This window comes from Allobosea sp. AK1 (assembly GCF_006714945.1).
GTDB lineage: Bacteria > Pseudomonadota > Alphaproteobacteria > Rhizobiales > Beijerinckiaceae > Allobosea > Allobosea robiniae.
Genome location: NZ_VFMG01000001.1, coordinates 2,299,987 through 2,322,366 on the forward strand (window position 1 = coordinate 2,299,987; position 22,380 = coordinate 2,322,366).

Consider the following 22,380-nt stretch of genomic DNA (forward strand, 5'->3'; position numbering starts at 1 on the left):
GGATCACGCCGCCTGCCGGAAAGCGCTCATCTCCTCGCGCAGGGCATCGGCGAAGCGCTGAGCCGCGAGCCCCGGGCGCGGCGCCATGAGCAAGCCGACCGTCAGTTCGAACAGCGGCGGCAGCCCTTCCGCCGCCCCGAGGCGGCGCAGCGAGGGCGGCACAGCGCTTTCCGTGATCGCGGTGACGCAGAAGCCGCCCTCCACCGCCGAGAGCACGCCTGAGGTATGCGAGCAGGAAAAGACCAGCCGATACGCCTTGCCGGCGCTGCTCAGCGCCCCGAGGACGCGCGCGCGCGCCCGGCAACCCTCGGAGAACAGGGCGAGCGGCAATGGCTCCTGCAGTTCCGGGCGATGGCCGCGCGCCGCGACCCAGATCATCGGCTCACGCCTGAGCACCTCGCCCATCGGCCGGCTCGGATCCTGCGAGACCACCGCGAGATCGAGATCGCCGGCCTTGAGCGCAGGTTCGATCCGCTTCGAGAGATCGCAATGCACCTCAAGCTCCACCTTGGGATGCTCCGCCGCGAAGCGCGCGATCAATGGCCTGAGATAGGCGTCCATATAATCGTCGGGCACGCCGATGCGCAGCCGGCCGGTCGGTGTCTCGCCGGCAAGGTCGGCCAGGGCCTCGCGCTCCACCGCGAGCAGGCGCCGCGCATGGGCGAGCAGGCGCTCACCGGCATCGGTCGGGGTGACGCCGCGGCGCGAGCGCTCCAGCAGCTTGTGGCCGAGCTGGCTTTCCAGATCCTGGATGCGCACGGAGATCGCCGACTGCGTCCGGCCGAGCCGAGCGCTGGCCGCAGTGAAGCCACCGGTCTCCGCCACCGCCACCAGCATGCCGAGCGCGGCGAGGTCGAAATGGGCGGTCATGACGTGCCTCCTTGGGACGCGCGAGATCCATCGGTTTTAAGAATGGTTAAATCAGAATAATCCGTTTTTCCGATCGATGGAAGCGCACTATATCCTCGGCTGAACGAGGCTGAGCCGGCCGCGCCGTCGCGACCGAAGCTGGCCTCACGATCCATCAGAAGACACCATGTCCGCTCCCGCGATCCCCGTCCGGCCCGCATCGCCCGCGCTGGCGATGTTCCTCGCGCTGCTAGCCGGCGCCACCTGCATCGGCTTTTCCGGCATCTTCGTGCGCCTTGCCGATGTCGGCCCGGCCGCCGCCGGTTTCTGGCGGATGCTCTTCGCGCTGCCGGTGCTGGTCGCCTGGACGGCGCTGGAGCAGCGCAGGCCTGCGAGCGAGAAGATCGGCCGCGGCGCCTTTATCGCGGTTGCGTTGGCCGGCCTGACCTTCGGCATCGACGTCACGCTCTACAACGCGGCGCTCGGCCATACCACGATCGCCAATGCCTCGCTGCTCGGCAATCTCTCCCCGGTCGGTGTCGTGCTCGGCGGCTGGCTGCTGCTTGGCGACAAGCCCTCGCGGCGCATCCTCGGCGCGCTGATGCTGGCGGTCGCCGGCGCGATCCTGCTGGTGCTGCCGAAATTCACTGGCGCGGAGCAGGTCACCGGCAATCTCTTCGGCGACAGCCTCGCCGTCGGCGCCGCCTTCTCCTATGCCGCCTATATCCTCGCGGTGCGCCGCGCCCGCGACCGGGCCGGGGCCGGCTATGTCAGCCTCGTCTCCAGTGCGATCTGCGCCATGTTCTGCCTTGTGGCCGCACTGATGCTGGGCGAGCAGGTCATTCCGGCGAGCCTCCAGGGCTGGCTGGCGGTGGCCGCGCTCGGCCTCGTCTCGCATGCACTGGGCCAGGGCCTGATCACGCTCTCGCTCGGCAGCTACGGCGCCGGCGCCGCCTCGCTCGTGATGGTCTGGCCGGCGCTGGTCAGCGTGCTCGCCGCCTGGGCGCTGTTCGGCGAGCAGCCGACGCCGGTCCAGGCCTTCGGCGGCGTCGCCATCCTTGCCGCCGTGCTGATGGTCCGCCGCGGCTGACGTAGGCGGATCAGGCCGCCGGCTTGACGCCGTAATGCAGGATCACGGCGCCGTTCTTGAGCGGTCGGGCCGCGAGCAGCGCGTAGTGCCGCTTCTCCGCATTCGGCTTGAACAGGGGCGTGCCCTGCCCGATCGTGACGGGAGCGACCGCGATCATGATCTCGTCGACGAGGCCGGCCGCCAGCAGCGATTCCGTTAGCTCCGCGCTACTGAAGACATAGATGTCCTTCCCCGGCAGGGCCTTCCGGCGCGTGATCTCCCCGACGATATCCGCCGTCACCGTCGTGTTGTTCCAGTCCGAACCGGTCAGATTGCGTGACGCCACGAGCTTCGGCAGGGCGTTCATGAAGGCCTTGGTCTCGCCCTCCTCTTCCGTCGAGGTCCAATAGGCCTTCATCCCCTCATAGGTGACGCGGCCGAAGACGAGCAGCCCGGCCATGCGCCCGAACTCGCTGCTGAGCGCGGCAAGCTCGTCGCCCCAGGCATCCTGGTGGAAGCCGAGATCCCACTTCTCCCTGCCCTCGAAGAACCCTTCCAGCGTCATCAGATTCCAGACGATCACCTTGGCCATCGCATCCTCCTGCTGTGCTCGATTAAAACCAGTTTCTATTTGCAACCAGTTGATGGATAGCGAAACCGATCCTATATTGCAAGCGGTTCTGGAGACGAACATGCGCGAGACCGGCCGTTCGGGCTGTCCGATCAATCTGACGTTGGAAATCCTGGGCGATCGCTGGAGCCTGATCGTGCTGCGCGACATCATGTTCGGCAACCGCCGGCATTTTCGCGAGATGCTGGCGAAATCGGACGAGGGCATCGCCTCGAACATTCTCGCCGACCGCCTGAAGCGCCTCGTCGAAAAGGGCCTGCTCTCGCGCCGCGACGACGCCAGCCACAAGCAGAAGGCGATCTACAGCCTGACCGAGATGGGCATCGCGCTCGTCCCCGTCTTCGCGGCGATGGGCGAATGGGGTCGAAACTTCTTAGCCGTGACCGAGGAACTCTCGATCCGCGCCGAACTCCTGAGCGAAGGCGGCCCGGCCCTCTGGGAGCGCTTCATGCAGGAGCTGAGGCATCTCCATCTCGACGCAGCCCCGCCGGAGCAGTCAGTGCTCGCCGAGCTGACGCAAGCCTATCGGGATGCGCTGGCGCGGCGTCAGGCGGCCGGGATCTCTGCGACCCCGGCTTGACTCACTCCGCCGCCAGCCTTGGCGTGGCCGGCTTCGACATCGCTTCCGCCGTCGCGATCGCCGGCGCCGCATGCTCCTCGATCGGCTCCCACTGGCTTTCGTCCTCGGCCTTGCCGAAGAAGCGCCCGAAGAGCCAGCCCGTCGCCCGCGAGAGATCGTCCATCACCATGTAGAAGGACGGCACGAAGACGAGCGAGAGCACGGTCGAGACGATCAGGCCGCCGATCACCGCGATCGCCATCGGCGCGCGGAACTCGCCGCCGTCGCCGACGCCATAGGCCGAGGGCAACATGCCCGCCGCCATCGCGATGGTGGTCATCAGGATCGGCCTCGCGCGCTTGCGGCCGGCCTCGATCAGCGCCGTGAAGCGGTCCTTGCCGCGCCCGACCTCCTCGACCGCGAAATCGACCAGCATGATCGCGTTCTTGGTGACGATGCCCATCAGCATCAGCAGGCCGATATAGACCGGCATCGAGACGGCGTTGTTGGTCGCGAGCAGCGCGATCACCACGCCGCCGAAGGAGAGCGGCAGCGAGAGCAGGATCGTGATCGGCTGGAAGACCGAGCCGAACAGCAGGATCAGCACCGCCAGCACCAGCATCAGGCCGGTCGTCATCGCGGTGACGAAGCCCTGCACGACCTCGCCCTGGATTTCGGCATCGCCGGTCGCAGCGATCCAAACGCCATCCGGCAGGCCGACCTCCTTGACGATCTCGTTGAACTTGTCCTGGGCGGTGCCAAGCTCGAAGCCGCGCTTCAGGTCGGCACCGATCTGAGCGCGGCGAACGCGGTCATAGCGGTCGATCGAGCTCGGCCCTTCCCCGAAGCCGATCGTGGCCACCGCCGTCAGCGGGATCGAGACGCCGGTCGCATTGGTCACGCGCAACGCCGCGATATTGCGCATGTCGGTGCGGGCGGCCTCGTCGAGCTGGACACGGATCGGCACCAGCCGGTCGCCCGCATTGAACTTCGCGAGGTTGGGCCCGACATCGCCGATCGTGGCGACGCGCACGGCTTCCGAGATCGCTTCCGGCGTGACGCCGAGCGTGGCGGCCTCCTCGAGCTTCGGCGTGACGCGCAGTTCCGGGCGGCTCAGCGAGCCGGCGGTCGCGACGTTGAGATAGCCGTCGACCTGGCGCATCCGCGCCTCGATCTTGGCGACGGCTGCATCAAGCGCCTCGCCGTCCTTCGACAGGATCGAGAAGGCCATCTCACGCTCGCCGCGCTCGTTGACATACCAGGCGCGCACGTCCGGCACGCTGGCGAGCTTCTCGGCGATGGTGACCTTGAGCTCCTTCTGGGCGATATCGCGCTCGGCCTTGGGCTTGAGCAGGATGAAGACGGCGGCCCGGCGCACCTCGCGCTGGCCGGTCGGCGAGGCCCCGCCAAGCACGAAGACGTCGCGCACCTCGGGGATGGTCTTCAGCGCATCGACCAGTTTGTCGCTGGTGACGCGGGTATCCTCCAGCGTCGAGCCGGGCGGCAATTCGACCGAGGCGACGACGCGCGAGGTATCCTCGTCCGGGATGAAGCCGGTCGGCAGCATCTGCGTTGCCTGGATCGAGCCGATCAGGAACATGAAGCCGATCACCAGCGTCGCATAGGCGGTGTTGAACGGGAGGGTGCGCCAGCGCCCGGTGCCGTCGAAGCGCGGGAAGAACGGCATGCGGCGCTTCTTCAGCGTGCCCTTGAGCAGGCCGACATAGCCGCGCATGACGAACCCGTCCCTGGGATCGGCATGGTGGACCGGCTTCATCAGATAGGCCGCCATCATCGGCGTGATCAGGCGCGCGACGAGCAAAGAGAACAGCACGGCGACCGCCACCGTCAGGCCGAACTGCCGGAAATACTGCCCGGCGACGCCGCCCATGAAGGAGACCGGTGCGAAGATCGCGACGATGGTCAGCGTGATCGCGATGACCGCGAGCCCGATCTCGTCAGCCGCCTCCATCGCTGCGCGATAGGGCGACTTGCCCATCTTCATGTGCCGGACGATGTTCTCGATCTCGACGATGGCGTCATCGACCAGGATGCCGGTCACCAGCGTGATGCCGAGCAGGCTGACGAGGTTGAGCGAGAAGCCCATCAGCTCCATCGCCCAGAAGGTGGGAATGGCCGAGAGCGGCAGCGCCACCGCCGTGATCAGCGTCGCGCGCCAGTTGCGCAGGAACAGGAAGACGACGAGGACGGCGAGCCCCGCACCTTCCAGCAGCGTTTCCATCGCCGCCTTGTAGTTGCCATGGGTATAGGCGACGGCGTCGTCGATCGGCGTGATCTTGATGTCGGGGAAGCGCTTGTTCAGCTCCTCGACGCGCTGCGCCACGATGTCCTTGACCGAAAGCTCGCTCGATCCCTTCGAGCGGAACACCGCGAAGGTGACGACCGGGCTCTTGTTGAGGCGGCCGAAGGCGCGCGGCTCGGAATTCGAATCCTCGACGCGGCCGAGTTCCTTCAGGCGCACCTCGCGCCCGCCGGAGAGCGTGATCTTGGTCTCGGCCAGCTCCGCGACGGTGCGTGCGCCGGCCAGCGTGCGGATCGCCTGCTCCTGCCCACCGACCTCGCCGCGCCCGCCCGCCAGGTCGACATTGGTGGCGCGGACCTGGCGGTTGACCTCGCCGGCGGTGATGCCGAGCGCGAGCAGCCGGTCGGGATCGAGCGAGATGCGGATTTCCCGGTCGACGCCGCCATAGCGCTCGACCCGGCCGACGCCCTTCAGCCCCTGCAATTCGCGCGCGACAACATCGTCGACATGCCAGGAGAGCTGCTCCAGCGTCATGCCGGTCGAGGCTGCGCCATAGGTCAGGATCGACTGCCCCTCGACATCGATGCGCTGGATGATCGGCTCGTCGATGGTGCGCGGCAGGTCGGCGCGGATCTTGGCGACCGCATCCTTGACGTCGTTGACGGCCCGGTCGGTATTGGTTTCCAGCCGGAACTCGATCAGTGTCAGCACCTGGCCGTCGGTCAGCGTCGAGGTGACATGCTTCACCCCGGTGATGTTGGCGACCGTGTCCTCGACGCGCTTGCTGACCTGGCTTTCGAGCTCGGCCGGCGCCGCGCCCGACTGTGTGATGGTGATCGAAACCAGCGGGATGTCGATATTCGGAAAGCGCGTCACCGGCAGCTTCGAGAAGGCGAGCAGCCCGAGGACGCAGAGCACGACGAAGATCAGGATGGCCGGAACCGGTTTCCGGATCGACCAGGCGGAGAAATTGACGTTCATGCGCTTGCCCGTCAGTTCGTCGCGACCGGCGTGACGATGTCGCCATCGCGCACGAAGGTGCCGGCGCGCGCCACTACGGTCTCGCCCTCGGTGATGCCGCTGGCGATCTCGGCGCGGCCATGGCCGACCAGCCCGAGCGTCACCGGCTTGGTCGTGACCTTGCCGTCCTTGACGGACTGAACGGTCGCGCCCGACCCGTTATAGGTGATGGCCGAAAGCGGCAGGGTCAGGGCACGCTTGCGGCCGGTCTCGATGATCCCGCGCGCGAACGAACCGATGGCGACCGGCGGATTGCCGTCGAGCGCGACGAGCACGCGGCCGAGCCGCGACGCCTTGTCGACCTCCGGCGCGATCAACCGGATGCGGCCCGCCAGCGCCTCCCTGGCGCCGGCCGGCAGGACCGCCACGCCCTGATCGAGCTTGAGCTTGGGAAGCTCGACTTCGGCGACCTGCGCCTCGAGCTCGACCGCGCCGTCGGCGATGATCCGGAACAGCGGCTCGCTCTGCGGCAGCATGCTCGCCATCGCGCCGAGCCGCGCCGTCCGGCGGCTGACGATGCCGGCGCGCCGCGCCTTGATCTCGGTACGCTCCAGCTTGACGGCGATGTCCTTGCCCTGCGCCTGGGCCAGAGCGAGATCGGCACTGGCGATCGCCAGTGCCTGCCGGGCGGAATTCGCGCGTGCCTGACCGGATCGTGCGGCGGCGGCGCGCTGGTCGAACGTCTCGACGCTGGTATTGCCGCTCTCGCGCAGGGCCTTGGTCCGGTCGAAGGCATTGTTGGCCTGGACGAGATTGGCGTCGGCCTCGGCGATCTGGGCCTTGGCCTGAGCGATCAGCGCCTCCGCGCGCGCGATCTGGGCGTCGTTTTGCGCCTTCTGGACCTCGAGTGTCGTCCGGTCCAGCCGCGCGAGGACCTGCCCGCGCGCGACCTTGTCCCCCTCCTGCGCCAGCAATTCGACGATCGACAGCCCGTCGACTTCCGGCGCGACCAGGATTTCGTCGCGCGCGACGATCGAACCGGAGACGACCACGCTCTGGACGATCTCGGTGCTCTGCGCCTGCGTCACCGTGACGGAGGGTCCGGCGGCCGCGGCTGCGGCCTGCCCGGCGGTCTGCGCCTGCAGCGGCAGCGGCGCGGCCAGCAGGGCCAGCGCGATCATCGCGTTCAGCGGAACGATCGAACGAAGGGACATCGGAAACGATCCTGTTGCGGCCATGCGGCCGGTCGGAAACGGGGCAAGCCCGGCGGGAGCAGAGATCACGGCTGCGTCTCCGTTTCGGGCAGGAGCATCGTCTGGGAAAGCTGGCGCATGCCGGTGAAGAGCGTGTCGGCGGCAGCAGCAATGTCGAAATCCGGGTCCATCGCGCGCCGGCAGAAGAATCCGTCCGCCATCATCGAGATCGCCATCAGGAAGCGGCCCTCGTCGAGCCGTGGCGGCAATTCGCCATTGGCCTTGGCCTCGCGGATCGCCGCGGCAAGCCCCTCGATCACGGTACCCTCGATATCCGCGCACATCCGCGCCATCCCGGGATTGCGCGCGGCCTCCGCCCAGATCTGCACGGCGATGACGGCCTTCTCGCGCGGCTGATGCACGAGATGCTTGCGGCCAAGCTCCTCGAGCTGGTCGAGCAGCGAGCCGTTCCGCGGACAGAGCTTGCCGAAATCCTCCGCGATCAGACTGCGGTCGCGCTCGGTCATCCCCTCGATGATCGCGTCCTTCGACGAGAAATAGCGATAGAGATTGCCCGGGCTCATGCTGGCTTCGGCCGCGACATCCTGCATCGTCGCGGCATGGAAACCGGCGCGCGCGAAGACGCGCTCGGCCGCATCGAGGATGCGGATATGGCGCTCGGTCAGGGCGGCAACGGGCTGCGATGCGGAAACCAGGGGCGGCATCAGGACTCGGCATGAATGAGAATGAATGTTCATTCTCATCTCAGATAAGACGGCGCCCGTCAAGCGAATCACCCTTGCGGTCGCCAGTGTCGCGACAGGGCCATGCAGGAATGGCCGGATCATTGCCGCATTCCCGCGTATAAATTGCTTGCTTCGTTCCGTCTGGAACCGCATGTTTGAAAACGACCTGGCATGGCTCCGCGCGCCGTCCCTTCCGATGTCGACGCGCGAGCGACCTCGAAGTTCGTGATGAACGACCACGCCTTCCCCTTGCGTCCGGCTCGCCGCACCCGCTCCCCCCTCACCGCCCGCAGGCCGAGGCCCGCACCGAAGCCGGTGCTGGTCGTGCTGCATCAGGAGCACTCGACGCCCGGCCGCGTCGGCCGCCTGCTGCAGGCGCGCGGCCACGCGCTCGACATCCGCAAGCCGCGCTTCGGCGATCCCCTGCCGCAGACGATGCGCGAGCATGCCGGCGCCGTGATCTTCGGCGGCCCGATGGGCGCCAACGATCCCGAGGATTTCGTCAAGGCCGAGATCGACTGGATCGGCACCTGCCTGAAGGAGGACGCCGCCTTCCTCGGCATCTGCCTGGGTGCGCAGATGCTGGCGAAGCATATGGGCGCGCGGGTCTATACCCATGGCGAGGGCCGCGCCGAGGTCGGCTATTACCCGCTCGCGATCACCGAAAACGGCCACAGCCATGCTGCGGCGGCCGGTTTCACCTGGCCCGGCACGGTCTATCAATGGCACCGCGACGGCTTCGACTGCCCGAACGGGGCGGAATGCCTCGCCACCGGTGGGGATTTCCCCGTGCAGGCCATCCGCGCCGGCAGCAAGGCCTACGGCCTCCAGTTCCACCCCGAGGTGACGCCGGCGATGATGTATCGCTGGTCGGTGCGCGGCTATGAGCGCACGCTGATGCCCGGCGCACAGCTTGGCCATACCCATGTGCCCGGCTGGTTCCAGCACGATCCGGCGATCCGGCTCTGGCTCGACGCCTTCCTCGACCATTGGCTGAAGGAGCCGGCGGCAGCCGGAACGACATCGCCTTGACCCGCAAAGCTCTCGTTCTCGGCGCCGGCATGGTCGGCGTCTCCTGCGCGCTCGCGCTCCAGAAGCGCGGTATCACGGTGACGCTGATCGACCGCAAGGCGCCAGGGCGCGAAACCTCCTACGGCAATGCCGGCGTGCTCGCTGCCTCCTCGATCGCTCCACTCAACAACCCCTCGCTCTACGCCAAGATCGCCGGCTATCTCGGCAACCGCCATCCGGCGCTTAATTTGAGTTGGCGCCGCGCCTTCAGCCGGCCGGGCTGGCTGCTGCGCTTCCTCTGGGAGGCCCGCCCCTCGCAGGGGGCAGCTCGCATCGCCGCCCTGCAGGCGCTGACGGCGAGTACGGTCGAGCGCCACCGCGCCCTGATGACCGAGGCCGGCGTGTCGCACCGCCTGCGCGAGACCGGCACGCTCAAGCTCTGGCGCACCGAGGCCGGCCATGAGGCCGCCCGGGCCGAGCATGATTTCCTGAAAAGCCACGGCATCGAATCGCAGGTTCTCGACCGGCAAGGCATTTCCGGCATCGAGCCCAGCCTGAACCCGATCTTCCCGGCCGGGCTCCTGATCCCCTGCGTCGGCTCGGTCGATTCCCCCGGCGCCGTCACCGAGGCCTATGCGGCGCTCTTCGCCGAGCGGGGCGGCCGGATCGAGCAGGCTGCGATCACCGGGCTCGCCCACCACGGCACTGGCTGGCGCGCGAGCACCGCTTCGGGCTCGTTCGAAGCCGATCTCGTGGTCGTCGCACTTGGCCCCTGGAGCGGCGACCTGCTGAAGCCGCTCGGGATCGATCCCAAGCTCGATGTCGAGCGTGGCTATCACCGCCATCTCAAGCCGGAAGCCGGCACTGGCCTGTCGCGGCCGATCTACGATGTCGACGGCGCCTATTACATGGCGCCGATGGAGCAGGGTTTTCGCGTCACCAGCGGTGTCGATCTCTCCTTCCGCGACGCACCGGACCAGCACCGCCAGATCGACGGCGCGACGGCAGCGGCGCGTGAAGCCTTCCCGCTCGGCGAGGTCGTCGGCGAAACCTGGCGCGGCGCGCGGCCGACCTTGCCGGATTCCCTGCCGATGATCGGCGAGGCGCCCCGCAATCCCGGGCTCTGGCTCGCCTTCGGCAACCAGCATATCGGCTTCTCGACCGGTCCGATCACCGGGGAGATGATCGCCGCCATGATCTGCGGCGAGAAGCCGCCGATCGACCCGACACCGTTCCGGCCGGGGCGCTATATCCGCTGATAACGGGTGTCTTCCCGCACGCAGTGCTGCTGCGTAGATGCGGGAGCGTCTTCAGGAAAAGGCACCCCTCAACGAAAAAGCGCGCTCCCTCACGAGAACGCGCCCTTATCGCAGAACGATCCCGTGTCTGCGCCGCAGCGCGCACGGGATGACACGCTGGCTGAGCCGAGCGCGAATGCGCTGGCGTGAGTCGGCTGGCGTGGCGGCCGAGAACCGGAGCGGAGCGTACATCAGTACGTGAGCACCGGAAGCGCAGGCCGTCGCGTCAGACGGCCGCGCCAGTAGCGTTCGTGCCGGCTCAGACCTGACGCGCCACCATCATCTTCTTGACCTCCGCGATCGCCTTGGCCGGGTTCAGGCCCTTCGGGCAGGCATTCGCGCAGTTCATGATGGTATGGCAGCGATAGAGCCGGAAGGGGTCTTCCAGATTGTCGAGCCGCTCGCCTGTCGCCTCGTCACGCGAGTCGATCAGCCAGCGATAGGCCTGCAGCAGCGCGGCCGGGCCGAGATAGCGGTCGCCGTTCCACCAGTAGCTCGGGCAGGAGGTCGAGCAGCAGGCACAGAGGATGCACTCATAGAGACCGTCGAGCTTCTCGCGGTCGTCCTTGGCCTGGCGCCACTCCTTCTCGGGCGCTGGCGTTGTGGTCTTCAGCCAGGGCTCGATCGAGGCGTGCTGGGCGTAGAAGCGCGTCAGGTCAGGCACCAGGTCCTTGACGACGGGCATATGCGGCAGCGGGTAGATCGCGACCTTGCCCTTGGCCCCGCACTCGTCGATGCCGGTGGTGCAGGCGAGCCCGTTCTTGCCGTCCATGTTCATGGCGCAGGAGCCGCAGATGCCCTCGCGGCAGGAGCGGCGGAAGGTCAGCGTCGGGTCGACCTTGTTCTTGATCCAGATCAGCGCGTCGAGAACCATCGGCCCGCAATCGTCGCGGTCGACATAATAGGTGTCGGTGCGCGGATTCTCGGTGTCGTCCGGGCTCCAGCGATAGACCTTGAACTCGGTCAGTTTCTTGGCCCCGGCCGGCTTTGGCCAGGCCTTGCCCTCGACGAGGCGGGAGTTCTTCGGAAGAGTGAATTCAGCCATCGGAGTTCCTCAGTACACCCGCGCCTTGGGCTTGATGTACTCGATGTCGTTGGACATCGTGTAAGTGTGCACCGGCCGGTCATCGAGCGTGATCGTCCGCTTCTCGTCGTCGATCCAGGCGAGCGTGTGCTTCATCCAGTCCTTGTCGTCGCGATTCGGATAATCCTCGCGGGCATGGGCGCCGCGGCTTTCCGGACGGTTCAGCGCCGAGTCCATGGTCACGACCGCCTGGGTGATCAGGTTGTCGAATTCCAGGGTCTCGATCAGGTCGGAATTCCAGATCAGCGAGCGGTCCGTGGTGCCGATATCGGCGATGCCGTTCCAGACCTCGTGGATCAGCTTGTGGCCTTCTTCCAGCGTGTCGCCCTCGCGATAGACGGCGCAGTTGTTCTGCATCGTCCGCTGCATCCGGTCGCGCAGCACCGCGGTCGGCGTGCCGCCCGAAGCGTTGCGGTACTTGTCGAGACGTGTGAGCGCGAGGTCCGAAGAGCCCTTCGGAAGCTCAGGCTGCTTCTCGCCCGCGGTCACCGTCTCGGCGCAGCGCAGGCCGGCCGCGCGGCCGAAGACCACGAGGTCGATCAGCGAGTTCGAGCCGAGGCGGTTGGCGCCGTGCACGGAGACGCAGGCCGCCTCGCCGATCGCCATCAGGCCGGGCACCACCGTATCCGGATCACCGCCGACCTTGGTCAGAACCTCGCCGTGGAAGTTCGTGGGGATGCCGCCCATGTTGTAGTGCACGGTCGGCAGGACCGGGATCGGCTCGCGCGTCACGTCGACGCCGGCGAAGATCTTGGCGCTCTCCGAGATGCCCGGCAGGCGCTCGTGCAGGATCTTCGGATCGAGATGGTCGAGATGGAGGTAGATGTGGTCCTTGTCCTTGCCGACGCCGCGGCCGGCCCGGATCTCCATCGTCATCGAGCGCGAGACGACGTCGCGCGAGGCGAGGTCCTTCGCTGACGGGGCATAGCGCTCCATGAAGCGCTCGCCCTCGGAATTGGTGAGGTAACCGCCCTCACCGCGTGCGCCCTCGGTGATCAGGCAGCCCGAGCCGTAGATGCCGGTCGGGTGGAACTGCACGAACTCCATGTCCTGCATCGGCAGGCCGGCACGCAGCACCATGCCGCCGCCGTCGCCGGTGCAGGTATGGGCCGAGGTGGCGGAGAAATAGGCGCGGCCATAGCCGCCGGTCGCCAGGATCGTCTGCTGCGAACGGAAGCGGTGCAGCGTGCCGTCATCGAGCTTGAGCGCGATCACGCCGCGGCAATGGCCGTCCTCGTCCATGATCAGGTCGATGGCGAAATACTCGATGAAGAACTCGGTATTGTAGCGCAGCGCCTGGCCGTAGAGCGTGTGCAGCATGGCGTGGCCGGTGCGATCGGCCGCGGCGCAGGTGCGCTGGGCCGGCGGGCCCTCGCCGAATTCGGTGGTCATGCCGCCGAAGGGGCGCTGATAGATCTTGCCGTCCTCGGTGCGCGAGAAGGGCACGCCCCAATGCTCGAGCTCGTAGACGGCGGCCGGCGCGTTGCGCACGAGATATTCGATGGCGTCCTGGTCGCCGAGCCAGTCCGACCCCTTCACGGTGTCGTACATGTGCCACTGCCAAGTGTCCTTGCCCATGTTGCCGAGCGAGGCGGCGACGCCGCCCTGGGCCGCGACGGTGTGCGAGCGGGTCGGGAACACCTTTGAGATGCAGGCAGTGCGCAGGCCCGCCTGCGAGCAGCCGACCGTGGCGCGCAGACCCGCGCCGCCGGCACCAACGACGACGACGTCGAAGGTGTGGTCGGTGATCGGATAGGCGGTGCCGGTATAGGCCGGGACCGGGCGGGATTTTGTGATCGCCATCGGATCAGCCTCCAAAAGACAGCTTCAGCACCGCGTAGACGCTGGCGGCGCCGACGGCGATGGCGAAGAAGGTGTTGGCCATGACGGCGAGGACCTTGGCCCCCTCGCCATGGATGTAATCCTCGATGACGACCTGCATGCCGATCCGCATATGGATGCAGGCCGAGAGGATGAAGAGCAGCATCAGGATCGCGACGCAGGGGTTCGACAGAAGCGCGATCGCCGCCGGATAGGGCCGGCCGACCAGCGCGATGACGACGCCGATGAAGATCACCGTCAGGATCAGGTTCGAGACGGCGGTGACGCGCTGCAGCCAGAAATGGCCGGTACCGGACTTGGCGGAACCGAGGCCGCGGACGCGGCCGAGCGGGGTGCGCATCGAGGAATTGGACAGCATGGCGGGGCTCCTCAGCGCAGGACCAGGGCGACGATCCAGATCAGGACCGTCAGGCTCACCGAGGCGACCAGCGAGAACTTCGCCATGTTCATCCGGGTCTCGGGCTCGTAGCCCTTGCCCATGTCCCAGACGAAGTGACGGAGACCCCCGACCATGTGGTGGATCAGCGAGAAGCTGTAGAGGAAGAGCACGACCCGGCCGAGGAAGGAACCGGCGATCCCCTGCGCCATGTCGAAGGCGGCGGGGCCGGACGCGGCAGCGACCAGCCAGGCAGCGATCAGCACCGTGCCGAGATAAAGCCCCGTGCCGGTGACGCGGTGGGCGATGGACATCGCCATCGTCCAGGACCAGCGATAGATCTGCAGGTGGGGCGAAAGCGGGCGGGCTGCGGGCTTGACCTCGGCCAATATCGTTCTCCGATCAAGCGGTCCGTCGATAGGGACGGACCCATTTGGGATCATTCTAGAGTGACTGGTTGTCTAACGAAACCGTCCCGGCGCTGCAATGCGGCATGCGCATAACGAAGTTACAGATTCTGAAAATCGTCATTTTCTTACGAAAAGCTTACCGCGGCAGCAGCGCCCAATAGTCGAAATCGAGAATCACGCTCGGATCATACTGATCTCCGGCCTTCAGCGGGAAATCCGCGCAAGCGCGGTTCTTGGTCGCGACCAGCCGAAGCCGGAGCGCCCCGACATCGCCGCGCCCCGGAATCTCGGCGCTGCCCAGCACCTCGCTCCAGGCATAGACCGTGTCGCCGGCGAAGAGCGGCGCGACATGGCGCCCGCCATTGATCGCCGCGATATGGAAGGCGTTGCCGAGCCCGTTGAAGGACAGCGCCCGCGCCAGGCTGATGACATGGCCGCCATAGATCAGGCGCTTGCCGAAACGGCTGCCCAGCGCCGCGTGGGCATCGAAATGCACCCGTGCCGTATTCTGGTAGAGCCGCGTCGCAAGCTGATGCTCGGCCTCCTCGACGGTCATGCCGTCGACATGGTCGATCCGCTCGCCGACGGCATAATCGCCCCAGCGGAAGCGCGAGCCGGCCAGCGCATCGTCGTAAGCAGCGAGCTCGATCCGGGGGCAACCCTCGCCGAGCTGCTCCGGCAGCACGGCCTTGGCCAGCTCCGGCACCTGCTCGGCATGAGCGGGCGTGCCCGGCTCGCGCTTGCGCACCAGCACCCAGCGCGCATAGCTCAGCACGATCTCATTGCGCTGGTTGCGGCCGATCGAGCGGACATAGACGATGCCGGCATCCCCGGCGGAGGTCTGCTTCAGCCCGATCACCTCAGAGGTCGTCGAGAGCGTATCGCCGGGATAGACCGGCCTCAGGAAGCGTCCATCGGCATAGCCGAGATTGGCGACCGCATTGAGCGAGACATCCGGCACCGTCTTGCCGAAGACGATGTGGAAGACCAGCAGGTCGTCGATCGGCGCCGTCGAATAGCCGATCGCGCCAGCGAAGGCGTCCGAGGACTGCACCGCGAAGCGCGAGCCGTAGAGCGCCGTATAGAGCGCCGCGTCGCCGGCCCGCACCGTGCGCGGCGTGGCATGGACGATGCTGTCGCCGAGGTGGAAATCCTCGAAGAAACGGCCGGAACTGGTCTTTGGCGTCGAGCCGGGCATGCATCGCCTCCTGATCGCGGGCAAGTGTGCGTTGCAACGAAGCTCCGCGTCCAGCCCCGACGAAAGGCCAAACGTCAGCCGACGATCGTAGCCAGCTTCGCCAGATCGACATTGGCGCCGCAGACGAGCACGCCGAGCCGCTCGCCCTGCGCAGGCTTGTAAGCGCCGCAGAGCAACGCCCCCAGCGCCGCCGCCCCGCCGGGCTCGACCGCAAGGCGGAAATCGCGCCAGAGCACGCCTTGCGCCTCGGTGATCGCCGCATCCGGCACGAGCGCGACATGGTCAACGCTGACCCTGGTCACGTCATAGACGAGCTGGCCGACATTGCGGGCGCCGAGCGAATCCGCCGCCACCGAAGCGACCTTGACCTCGACCGGCCCCTTCGCATCGAACGCAGCCTGCAAGGCACGCGAGCCTTCCGGCTCGACGCCGACGACCTTGACCTTGCTCCCAGTGAACCAGCTCGCGATGCCCGAGATCAGCCCGCCGCCGCCGACAGCCACGAGCACGGTGTCGAGATCCGGTTCCTGCAAATCCCATTCACGGCCGAGCGTGCCCTGGCCGGTGATGGTCTCCGCCGCAGCGAAGGGATGGATCTTGAGCGCTCCGGTCTCGCCGACGAAGCGGTCGCAGGCCGCCTGTGCGTCGTCATACTGGGCACCGCCGACCACGACATCGGCGCCGAAGCGCTTGATCGCCTCGATCTTGGCGGCGGGCGAGATTTCCGGAACGAAGATCGTCGCCTTCACGCCGCGCTTCATCGCGGCGTAGGCTACCGCGGCGCCATGATTGCCGCCCGACGCAGCCGAGACACCGGCGGCCGGCACCGGCAGCGAGAGCAGGTTGTTGAAGGCGCCGCGCGTCTTGAACGAGCCGGCATGCTGCAGGCATTCGAGCTTGAGCGAGACATCCGCCACGGAGCCGAAAGCCCCTGTGCCCAATCGCATCACGGGCGTGATCCGGGCATGGCCGGCGATGCGCGCCGCCGCTTCCTCGATCATCGGGCGGGTGACGGGGCGTGCGCTCATGACGATATCCTGACGAGGCTCGGAAGCTGGACGAAAAGTCCAGATCGCAATCGGAAGACCGTGGCTATCGCGTCCCGGCGGATCGGGAAAGGGGTACCCACGCCCGGCGGCAATGTGCCGGGTGACGACCAGCGCCGCCAGCGCATCGAGAAGGTCGTCGGCTGCAGCCCCGCGCGGCGGACGGGAGTTCGCCGTCTCGGCCGGAATGCCGGCCGCCATCAGCAGGCTGCGCCGCTCGGCCATGCCCTTCGGATTGACCACGCCCTTGATCTTCTTGGGATGGACCAGCGGTGCGCCTCGCATCGTGCGGAAGGCGAGTTCGGGATGAACCTCGTAGACGCGTTCGCGCAATGCGGGCTCGGAACGCAGCAGGCCATCGATTTCGCGGATTTTCGGGAACAGGTGAAAGCCCTGCTTCGAGACCTTGCGCGGCGGATCGGAGGCTGCGAGCGCCAGTGCACAAGCCTCCCAATAATCGGTTGCCTCGACCGCTCGACGCGCCGGAATCGAAAACACCGAGGATTGCCTGTCGCCCAGCAGCGCGCGCACCGCCTGTTCGGGTCCGCGCCCGGAGCCCTTCACCCGATCGGGGAGGCCGACCGGCATGTCGACCGCGACGAGATCGGGCACGATCTCGCTCGTGAAGAGATCGGTGAAGTGCGGCACAACACGGATCACCGGCGCACCCCGCCCTTCGCTGAACGCGATCGCCGCGATCCAGCCGCCCTTGCAGCCATCCACCCCGACAAGCCACGCCATCTCGTTCCCTCCGCCTTTCGCAGCGCTGGCATTGCATCTGCGTTGCTCTACTGTGCAGCGCAGCACAAGCCGGCCCGTGTCAGGAGAGACGATGACCACGATACGCCCCCGCCGCAGCGCCCTCTATATGCCGGGCTCCAACGCCCGCGCGCTTGAGAAGGCCCGCGAGATCGCGGCCGACGTCCTGATCCTCGACCTCGAGGACGCCGTCGCTCCCGACGCCAAGGCGACAGCGCGAGAACAGGTCTGCGCCGCCGTGAAGGCCGGCGGCTATGGCCGGCGGGAGCTGGTGATCCGCGTCAACGGCACCGGCACGCCGTGGTTCACTGAGGATCTCGCCGCCGCCACGGAGGCGAAGCCGCAGGCGATCCTGATCCCGAAGGTTTCGGCGCCGGAAACCCTGCACGAGGTCGGCGGCCTGCTGAACGGCCTCTGGGCGGACCCTGCCATCGCGATCTGGGCGATGATCGAGACCCCACTCGCCATTCTCGATGTCGAGCGCATCGCCCGTGCCGCCCGCGATCCCGTGACGCGGCTTTCCTGCTTCGTGATGGGCACCAACGACCTCGCCAAGGAGACGCGCGCCCGCTTCGTGCCCGGCCGCGCCCCGATGCTGCCCTGGCTGACGAGCGCGCTGCTCGCCGCCCGCGCCCATGGCATCGACATCCTCGACGGCGTCTATAACGACATCAAGGACGAGGCCGGTTTCCTGGCCGAATGCGAGCAGGGCCGCGATCTCGGCTTCGACGGCCGCACTCTGATCCATCCCTCGCAGGTCGCGGTGGCCAACGCGGTCTTCGCGCCCGACGAGGCCGAGCTGGCGAAGGCCCGCGCCGTCATCGCCGCCTTCGACCTGCCGGAGAACGCCGGCAAGGGCGCGATCCAGCTCGACGGCCGCATGGTCGAACTGCTGCATGCCGAGATGGCGCGCCGCACGGTCGCGCTGGCGGACGCGATCGCGGCCTGAAATAAAAAAGGCCGCGCTCAGCGCGGCCCTTTCAAAGCGTCTGGACGAACGGACTCAGCCCTTCGCAGCCTTCGCCCGCTCGATCGCCTCGGTGATCAGCTTCTTGGCCATGGCGGCATCACCCCAGCCCTTGAGCTTGACCCATTTTCCGGGCTCGAGATCCTTGTAGTGCTCGAAAAAGTGCTGGATCTGGTCGAGCGTGATCTGCGGCAGGTCGGTGTAGTTGTGCACGTTCTCGTAGCGCTTGGTCAGCTTCGGCACGGGCACGGCGATGATCTTCTCGTCGCCGCCGGCCTCGTCCTCCATCAGCATCACGCCGATCGGCCGCACCGCGATATACGAGCCCGGCACCAGCGGGCGCGTATTGGCGACGAGCACGTCGCAGGGGTCGCCATCTTCCGAGAGCGTATGCGGGATGAAGCCGTAGTTCCCGGGATAGCGCATCGGCGTGTAGAGGAAGCGGTCGACGAAGAGCGTGCCGGCTTCCTTGTCCATCTCGTACTTGATCGGCTCGCCCCCGATCGCCACTTCGATCAGGACATTGACTTCTTCGGGCGGGTTCTTGCCGATGGAGATGGCGTCGATGCGCATGCTGGAACCTGTCGCTTGGAAATTTTCGCTTGGGAATTTTGCCGGGCCTTATGCAAGTTCGCGGCGAAAACGCCAAGCCCTTCCGTGATCGCTCATTGCCTGATGATTTGCGCAGGCGCGCCCGCGCTGCTATCCGGCGCCTCATGAACAGCCCCGAGATCAGGCCGTGCTGAGCCGCCTGCGCCCCGACGAAGAGCGCTATGCCCGCCGCATGGCCCGCATCGCCCGCTGGGACCGGCCGATCGAGGGCCGCGGCCAGCGCCTGCGCGCCTGGGCCAACATGCTGCTGGTCGACCACGGCATCTTCCGGCTCGCCTATCTCAATGCGCACCGGGTCACGCCGCGGCTCTGGCGCGCGGCCCAGCCTGCGCCCGGCCAGATCGCCACCTTCGCGCGCAAGGGCGTCAGGACCATCGTCAACCTGCGCGGCGGGCGCGAGCACGGCTCCTGGCCGCTCCAGAAGGAGGCGTGCGAGCGCCACGGCATCAAGCTGGTCGATTTCGTGCTGCGCTCACGTGGCGCCCCGGAGCGCGAGACCATTCTCGGTGCCAAGGCATTCTTCGAGAGTCTCAACGAGCCGGCACTGGTGCATTGCAAATCGGGCGCCGACCGGGCCGGCTTCTTCTCGGCGCTCTACCTGCTGATCCATGAAGGGCGCCCGCTCGACGAAGCGATGCGCCAGCTCTCGCTGCGCTACGGCCATTTCCGCTTCGCCAAGACCGGCATCCTCGACGCCTTCTTCGAGGCCTATCGCCGCGAGGGCGAGGCGAAGGGCATCGCCTTCTTGGACTGGGTCGCCACGATCTACGACCCGGAGCGGCTGGAGCGCGAGTTCAAGCCGGGTCTTCTCTCCTCGCTGGTCGCCGACAAGCTGATCCGCAGAGAATAACCTTCAGCGGGCAGCCCCCGAAGCGGCCAGGCCATCGGTCGGTGCTTCAGCGGAATCGTCGAGATGTAGCCAGATGAAGACGGTGTGCGTCAGCGTCCGCAGGATCGAGATGGCGCCGATCGTCAACAGCAGCTCCGGCGACAATGCGCGGAACCACGCCATCGCCGCCACGATAGCGATCAGCGCGACGCCGTTGATCACAACCTGCCAGAATGGCTGGCGCGAAAGTGTCGCCACTTCCTGCAGCGGCCCGAGCACGGCAATGCCGATATAGAACGCCGCCAGCAATGCGATGACCTCACCGAGATTCTGCCACTGCGTCCCGTCCAGCCAATGATCCGCCACGAGCGAGACCAAGGCGATGACGCCGAACAGGACCGTCGCGCCGACGATCAGGCCGAGCGCCATGATGCGTGCCCAGAAACGCCGCCGCCGGCCGGCATGGGCGCGCAGGCGGTTCAGCACGAGCGGGATCGACACGGTGCCGAACATCTGGGTGGGCATGTCCAGAAGCCGCATCGACAGGGCGATCTGCGCGGCCAGCACGGTGTTGCTGGCATAGGGCAGCGCCATCAGCGGCGCGATCGCGAAGCCATAGGCCAGCAGCGCCGACGGCAGCAGCGCGCGCGGCGCATCCCGCCAGCGGATGGCTGCCTCGGCGAGGCTGCGCCATGACCACAGACCCGGCTGGACAAGCTCCGCGACCGAATCCCGTCGGCGCCGCAGAAGATAGGTCGCCGCCAGCACATGCCCGAGCGCATCGGCCATGAACAGGGTCAGCGCCTTCGGCCCGAAGATCGCGATCAGGATCAGCATGATCGCCGGCTGGACCACCGCCTGCACGACATTGCTGTTGCCGATGGCGCGGAAATCCCCTTCCGCCGTCGCCTCGGACCAGAGCAAACGCAGGACCGAACGCGCCGCCAGCGAAACCAGGAAGAAGAAGGCGACGGCAGGCGCGACCCAGCCAGTCGCGGCGAGCCCGATCAGGACCAGGGTGGTGATCGCCAGGAAGGCCACCCCGACGGCAGCGGCAAGCCGGAAGGCAAGGCCAAGCCGGAAGCGATCGCTGCTCCGGAAAAACACCGCCTCCAATCGCAGGAGCGAGGCGATCGAGATGAAGTTCGCAGCCGATGAAAAGACGGCGAAGGCGGCGAAGACGAAAGGCGGGCACAGGGCGGCCGCAATGATCAGGCCCCAGACCGAGATCAGCCGGGCCTGAATGAAGCGCAGGCCGAGCAGGAGCGCCGAACCCAGATTCGAGCGCAGAGCCGGAACCCGCCTCGCCACGAACCTCCGCCCGGCCGCAATGGTCAGCTCGGGGCGGCCATGCGGCAGATGGGCCCGATCCATGGTGACATGCGCGGCCATATCGCCCCCCATCGTCGAACCGTCGGACAGCCTTTCGTCGGGCGTGGCCGCCGCGTCGCCCGAGAGCTCGCGGTCGCGCGATGCGGTCATGCCCGACGGGCCTTCTGCCGCGAAGGCTGCGTCAACATGGTTAACGATTGGTTAATTTCGCTCATGTCCGTCACTGATGCCGCTTCGCGCAGCTTGTACCGCGCGAAGCATAAACCGCACCATGGCGTTTTTTTCGCGGCTCAGGCGAATTTTGTCTTGAGCGCCTCGAACCGCGCCAGCTGGTCCGGCAGCAGTTCCCGCGCGGCATCGCGCCGCACGAAGACCTTGAACATCACCTCGCCGGAACCGTTGAAGAACTGCACCGAGCAGGCGCGCCGGCCCTGCGCGGTGGAGCGGTCGACCAGATAGATCGCCCGGCAGTTCTCGGCCTTGATATGTCCGCCGATCGGGCTGTCGCCATGGATGTTGTAGTAGCCATGGCCGAAGCTGCCGACCGGCAGCGAGCCCTCGCATTCCAGCACGATGTCGGGCGTGTGCATCAGGAAGAGCACCGTCCCCCAGCTCGCCAGCTCCTTCCAGACATCCTCGAAGCGCTCGGGTGCCACGAGCTGACGCTGCCCGGCGGGCAGGAGTTCGAGGACTGCGCGCGTCGAGACCTTGGCCTCGCGCGCGACGGCCTCGATCAGGCCGTCCGGCTTGGCCGCGAGCAGGGCGCGCGCATGCTCCATCGGGTCCTGCGCGGTGATGTCGGCGGTCGTCATCGGGTAAGCCTCACTCGGCCGCCTGGCGGGGCAGGTGCGGGTTGCTCTCGCTCAGCACGGTCTCGAAGCCCTCGAATTCGGGATGGCCGAGATACATCGGCTTCGGGCGCGGCTGGCCGGCATTGCGATGCGATTCGCGAAACTGCTCGGACTTGGTCCAGGCCGTGAAATCCTCCTTCGAGGCCCAGCTCGTATGCGAGGAATAGAGCGTGTGATCTTCCTTCTCCGGCCCCTTCAGCAGATGGAAGGAGAGGAAGCCCGGCATCTCGTCGAGCCGGGTCTTGCGCGAGGACCAGACCGTCTCGAAGGCGGCCTCCTCGCCCTTGACGACCTTGAAGCGATTCATGGCGATGAACATCGGTAAACCCTGCATCTGACGCGCCGGAGCCGGCGGAAACGAACGATGCCGCGATCGCGGCAGGGCAACCGCCATCCGTTCGAGCGCCTCCGGAAGGAGGGCTCGACCCGGAAATGCACATGGCCGGCAGGCGACTATCCGGCGAGATCGCCCGACGAAGCCGGCCGCGCATCGGC

At 67.1% G+C, this 22,380-nt stretch carries 21 protein-coding genes; 6 read left to right on the top strand and 15 right to left on the bottom strand.

What is annotated here, in order from left to right; genetic code table 11:
• Positions 1 to 3: 3 nt before the first annotated feature.
• Positions 4 to 870: a LysR family transcriptional regulator gene (locus tag FHT98_RS11380; protein ID WP_142114096.1), complete on the bottom strand. Its 867-nt coding sequence runs from the start codon at positions 868 to 870 to the stop codon at positions 4 to 6.
• Between the two features lie 166 nt (positions 871 to 1,036).
• Between FHT98_RS11380 and FHT98_RS11385 the strand changes: the two genes are divergently transcribed.
• Positions 1,037 to 1,939, top strand: coding sequence for a DMT family transporter (locus FHT98_RS11385; protein WP_142114097.1), 903 nt, complete (start codon positions 1,037 to 1,039; stop codon positions 1,937 to 1,939).
• A 10-nt stretch (positions 1,940 to 1,949) separates the two neighbouring features.
• On the opposite strand, the gene FHT98_RS11390 is transcribed toward FHT98_RS11385, so the two are convergent.
• Positions 1,950 to 2,510, bottom strand: a complete 561-nt coding sequence (locus FHT98_RS11390) for a dihydrofolate reductase family protein (protein WP_142114098.1) — start codon at positions 2,508 to 2,510, stop codon at positions 1,950 to 1,952.
• Between the two features lie 100 nt (positions 2,511 to 2,610).
• On the opposite strand from FHT98_RS11390, the gene FHT98_RS11395 reads away from it, so the two are divergent.
• Positions 2,611 to 3,129 carry a winged helix-turn-helix transcriptional regulator gene (locus FHT98_RS11395; protein WP_142114099.1) on the top strand — a complete coding sequence of 173 codons (519 nt, stop codon included), beginning with the start codon at positions 2,611 to 2,613 and terminating at the stop codon, positions 3,127 to 3,129.
• A 1-nt stretch (position 3,130) separates the two neighbouring features.
• Here the strand turns inward: FHT98_RS11395 and FHT98_RS11400 are convergent, their stop codons facing one another.
• The 3 genes from FHT98_RS11400 to FHT98_RS11410 all read right to left on the bottom strand — a co-directional run bounded on the left by FHT98_RS11400 (position 3,131) and on the right by FHT98_RS11410 (position 8,249).
• Positions 3,131 to 6,352 carry an efflux RND transporter permease subunit gene (locus FHT98_RS11400; protein ID WP_142114100.1) on the bottom strand — a complete coding sequence of 1,074 codons (3,222 nt, stop codon included), beginning with the start codon at positions 6,350 to 6,352 and terminating at the stop codon, positions 3,131 to 3,133.
• Positions 6,353 to 6,363: 11 nt separating this feature from the next.
• Positions 6,364 to 7,545, bottom strand: a complete 1,182-nt coding sequence (locus tag FHT98_RS11405; protein WP_185745131.1) for an efflux RND transporter periplasmic adaptor subunit — start codon at positions 7,543 to 7,545, stop codon at positions 6,364 to 6,366.
• A gap of 65 nt (positions 7,546 to 7,610) precedes the next feature.
• On the bottom strand, positions 7,611 to 8,249 hold the full coding sequence (locus tag FHT98_RS11410) for a TetR/AcrR family transcriptional regulator (RefSeq protein ID WP_142114102.1): 639 nt from the start codon (positions 8,247 to 8,249) through the stop codon (positions 7,611 to 7,613).
• A gap of 249 nt (positions 8,250 to 8,498) precedes the next feature.
• On the opposite strand from FHT98_RS11410, the gene FHT98_RS11415 reads away from it, so the two are divergent.
• Positions 8,499 to 9,302, top strand: coding sequence for a glutamine amidotransferase (locus FHT98_RS11415; RefSeq protein ID WP_113584175.1), 804 nt, complete (start codon positions 8,499 to 8,501; stop codon positions 9,300 to 9,302).
• A complete protein-coding gene (locus FHT98_RS11420) occupies positions 9,299 to 10,540 on the top strand; it encodes an NAD(P)/FAD-dependent oxidoreductase (protein ID WP_248309202.1) in 1,242 nt (413 codons plus the stop codon). The genes FHT98_RS11415 and FHT98_RS11420 overlap by 4 nt, the downstream gene beginning before the upstream one ends.
• A gap of 298 nt (positions 10,541 to 10,838) precedes the next feature.
• Here FHT98_RS11420 and FHT98_RS11425 read toward each other — a convergent pair whose 3' ends face one another.
• The 6 genes from FHT98_RS11425 to FHT98_RS26730 form a co-directional block, all read right to left on the bottom strand.
• Positions 10,839 to 11,624 carry a succinate dehydrogenase iron-sulfur subunit gene (locus FHT98_RS11425; RefSeq protein WP_142114103.1) on the bottom strand — a complete coding sequence of 262 codons (786 nt, stop codon included), beginning with the start codon at positions 11,622 to 11,624 and terminating at the stop codon, positions 10,839 to 10,841.
• Between the two features lie 9 nt (positions 11,625 to 11,633).
• On the bottom strand, positions 11,634 to 13,466 hold the full coding sequence (gene sdhA / locus FHT98_RS11430; protein ID WP_113584095.1) for a succinate dehydrogenase flavoprotein subunit: 1,833 nt from the start codon (positions 13,464 to 13,466) through the stop codon (positions 11,634 to 11,636).
• A 4-nt stretch (positions 13,467 to 13,470) separates the two neighbouring features.
• Positions 13,471 to 13,863, bottom strand: coding sequence for a succinate dehydrogenase, hydrophobic membrane anchor protein (gene sdhD, locus FHT98_RS11435; RefSeq protein ID WP_061965723.1), 393 nt, complete (start codon positions 13,861 to 13,863; stop codon positions 13,471 to 13,473).
• 11 nt (positions 13,864 to 13,874) lie between these two features.
• Positions 13,875 to 14,273, bottom strand: a complete 399-nt coding sequence (gene sdhC / locus FHT98_RS11440; RefSeq protein WP_244512133.1) for a succinate dehydrogenase, cytochrome b556 subunit — start codon at positions 14,271 to 14,273, stop codon at positions 13,875 to 13,877.
• 154 nt (positions 14,274 to 14,427) lie between these two features.
• Positions 14,428 to 15,489: a MaoC family dehydratase gene (locus FHT98_RS11445; protein WP_142114104.1), complete on the bottom strand. Its 1,062-nt coding sequence runs from the start codon at positions 15,487 to 15,489 to the stop codon at positions 14,428 to 14,430.
• 74 nt (positions 15,490 to 15,563) lie between these two features.
• Positions 15,564 to 17,276: a serine/threonine dehydratase gene (locus FHT98_RS26730; protein ID WP_142114105.1), complete on the bottom strand. Its 1,713-nt coding sequence runs from the start codon at positions 17,274 to 17,276 to the stop codon at positions 15,564 to 15,566.
• 91 nt (positions 17,277 to 17,367) lie between these two features.
• Between FHT98_RS26730 and FHT98_RS11455 the strand changes: the two genes are divergently transcribed.
• Positions 17,368 to 18,243, top strand: a complete 876-nt coding sequence (locus FHT98_RS11455) for an HpcH/HpaI aldolase/citrate lyase family protein (RefSeq protein WP_142114106.1) — start codon at positions 17,368 to 17,370, stop codon at positions 18,241 to 18,243.
• Positions 18,244 to 18,297: 54 nt separating this feature from the next.
• On the opposite strand, the gene ppa is transcribed toward FHT98_RS11455, so the two are convergent.
• Positions 18,298 to 18,834 (bottom strand): inorganic diphosphatase, encoded by a 537-nt coding sequence (ppa, locus tag FHT98_RS11460; RefSeq protein WP_142114107.1) that lies wholly within the window; start codon positions 18,832 to 18,834, stop codon positions 18,298 to 18,300.
• A gap of 166 nt (positions 18,835 to 19,000) precedes the next feature.
• On the opposite strand from ppa, the gene FHT98_RS11465 reads away from it, so the two are divergent.
• Entirely contained in the window at positions 19,001 to 19,723 is a 723-nt protein-coding gene (locus tag FHT98_RS11465; RefSeq protein WP_248309203.1) for a fused DSP-PTPase phosphatase/NAD kinase-like protein, read from the top strand.
• A 3-nt stretch (positions 19,724 to 19,726) separates the two neighbouring features.
• On the opposite strand, the gene FHT98_RS11470 is transcribed toward FHT98_RS11465, so the two are convergent.
• The 3 genes from FHT98_RS11470 to hmuQ form a co-directional block, all read right to left on the bottom strand.
• The gene (locus FHT98_RS11470; RefSeq protein WP_142114108.1) at positions 19,727 to 21,184 is read right to left on the bottom strand and encodes a hypothetical protein; all 1,458 of its coding nucleotides are present in this window, start codon (positions 21,182 to 21,184) and stop codon (positions 19,727 to 19,729) included.
• Between the two features lie 140 nt (positions 21,185 to 21,324).
• Positions 21,325 to 21,846: a heme utilization cystosolic carrier protein HutX gene (gene hutX, locus FHT98_RS11475; RefSeq protein ID WP_142114109.1), complete on the bottom strand. Its 522-nt coding sequence runs from the start codon at positions 21,844 to 21,846 to the stop codon at positions 21,325 to 21,327.
• 10 nt (positions 21,847 to 21,856) lie between these two features.
• Positions 21,857 to 22,204: a heme-degrading protein HmuQ gene (gene hmuQ, locus FHT98_RS11480; protein ID WP_061965707.1), complete on the bottom strand. Its 348-nt coding sequence runs from the start codon at positions 22,202 to 22,204 to the stop codon at positions 21,857 to 21,859.
• Between the last annotated feature and the right edge of the window lie 176 nt (positions 22,205 to 22,380).

Excerpts from the sequence above, each read along its gene's own strand:
- FHT98_RS11385 (WP_142114097.1), top strand. The coding sequence starts at position 1,037 with ATGTCCGCTCCCGCGATCCCCGTCCGGCCCGCATCGCCCGCGCTGGCG.
- FHT98_RS11380 (WP_142114096.1), bottom strand. The coding sequence starts at position 870 with ATGACCGCCCATTTCGACCTCGCCGCGCTCGGCATGCTGGTGGCGGTG.
- FHT98_RS11415 (WP_113584175.1), top strand. The coding sequence starts at position 8,499 with ATGAACGACCACGCCTTCCCCTTGCGTCCGGCTCGCCGCACCCGCTCC.
- sdhA (WP_113584095.1), bottom strand. The coding sequence starts at position 13,466 with ATGGCGATCACAAAATCCCGCCCGGTCCCGGCCTATACCGGCACCGCC.
- FHT98_RS11410 (WP_142114102.1), bottom strand. The coding sequence starts at position 8,249 with ATGCCGCCCCTGGTTTCCGCATCGCAGCCCGTTGCCGCCCTGACCGAG.
- hmuQ (WP_061965707.1), bottom strand. The coding sequence starts at position 22,204 with ATGTTCATCGCCATGAATCGCTTCAAGGTCGTCAAGGGCGAGGAGGCC.
- FHT98_RS11400 (WP_142114100.1), bottom strand. The coding sequence starts at position 6,352 with ATGAACGTCAATTTCTCCGCCTGGTCGATCCGGAAACCGGTTCCGGCC.
- FHT98_RS11445 (WP_142114104.1), bottom strand. The coding sequence starts at position 15,489 with ATGCCCGGCTCGACGCCAAAGACCAGTTCCGGCCGTTTCTTCGAGGAT.
- FHT98_RS11425 (WP_142114103.1), bottom strand. The coding sequence starts at position 11,624 with ATGGCTGAATTCACTCTTCCGAAGAACTCCCGCCTCGTCGAGGGCAAG.
- FHT98_RS11395 (WP_142114099.1), top strand. The coding sequence starts at position 2,611 with ATGCGCGAGACCGGCCGTTCGGGCTGTCCGATCAATCTGACGTTGGAA.
- FHT98_RS11405 (WP_185745131.1), bottom strand. The coding sequence starts at position 7,545 with ATGTCCCTTCGTTCGATCGTTCCGCTGAACGCGATGATCGCGCTGGCC.
- hutX (WP_142114109.1), bottom strand. The coding sequence starts at position 21,846 with ATGACGACCGCCGACATCACCGCGCAGGACCCGATGGAGCATGCGCGC.
- ppa (WP_142114107.1), bottom strand. The coding sequence starts at position 18,834 with ATGCGCATCGACGCCATCTCCATCGGCAAGAACCCGCCCGAAGAAGTC.
- FHT98_RS11455 (WP_142114106.1), top strand. The coding sequence starts at position 17,368 with ATGACCACGATACGCCCCCGCCGCAGCGCCCTCTATATGCCGGGCTCC.
- FHT98_RS11470 (WP_142114108.1), bottom strand. The coding sequence starts at position 21,184 with ATGACCGCATCGCGCGACCGCGAGCTCTCGGGCGACGCGGCGGCCACG.
- FHT98_RS11390 (WP_142114098.1), bottom strand. The coding sequence starts at position 2,510 with ATGGCCAAGGTGATCGTCTGGAATCTGATGACGCTGGAAGGGTTCTTC.
- FHT98_RS26730 (WP_142114105.1), bottom strand. The coding sequence starts at position 17,276 with ATGGCGTGGCTTGTCGGGGTGGATGGCTGCAAGGGCGGCTGGATCGCG.
- sdhD (WP_061965723.1), bottom strand. The coding sequence starts at position 13,863 with ATGCTGTCCAATTCCTCGATGCGCACCCCGCTCGGCCGCGTCCGCGGC.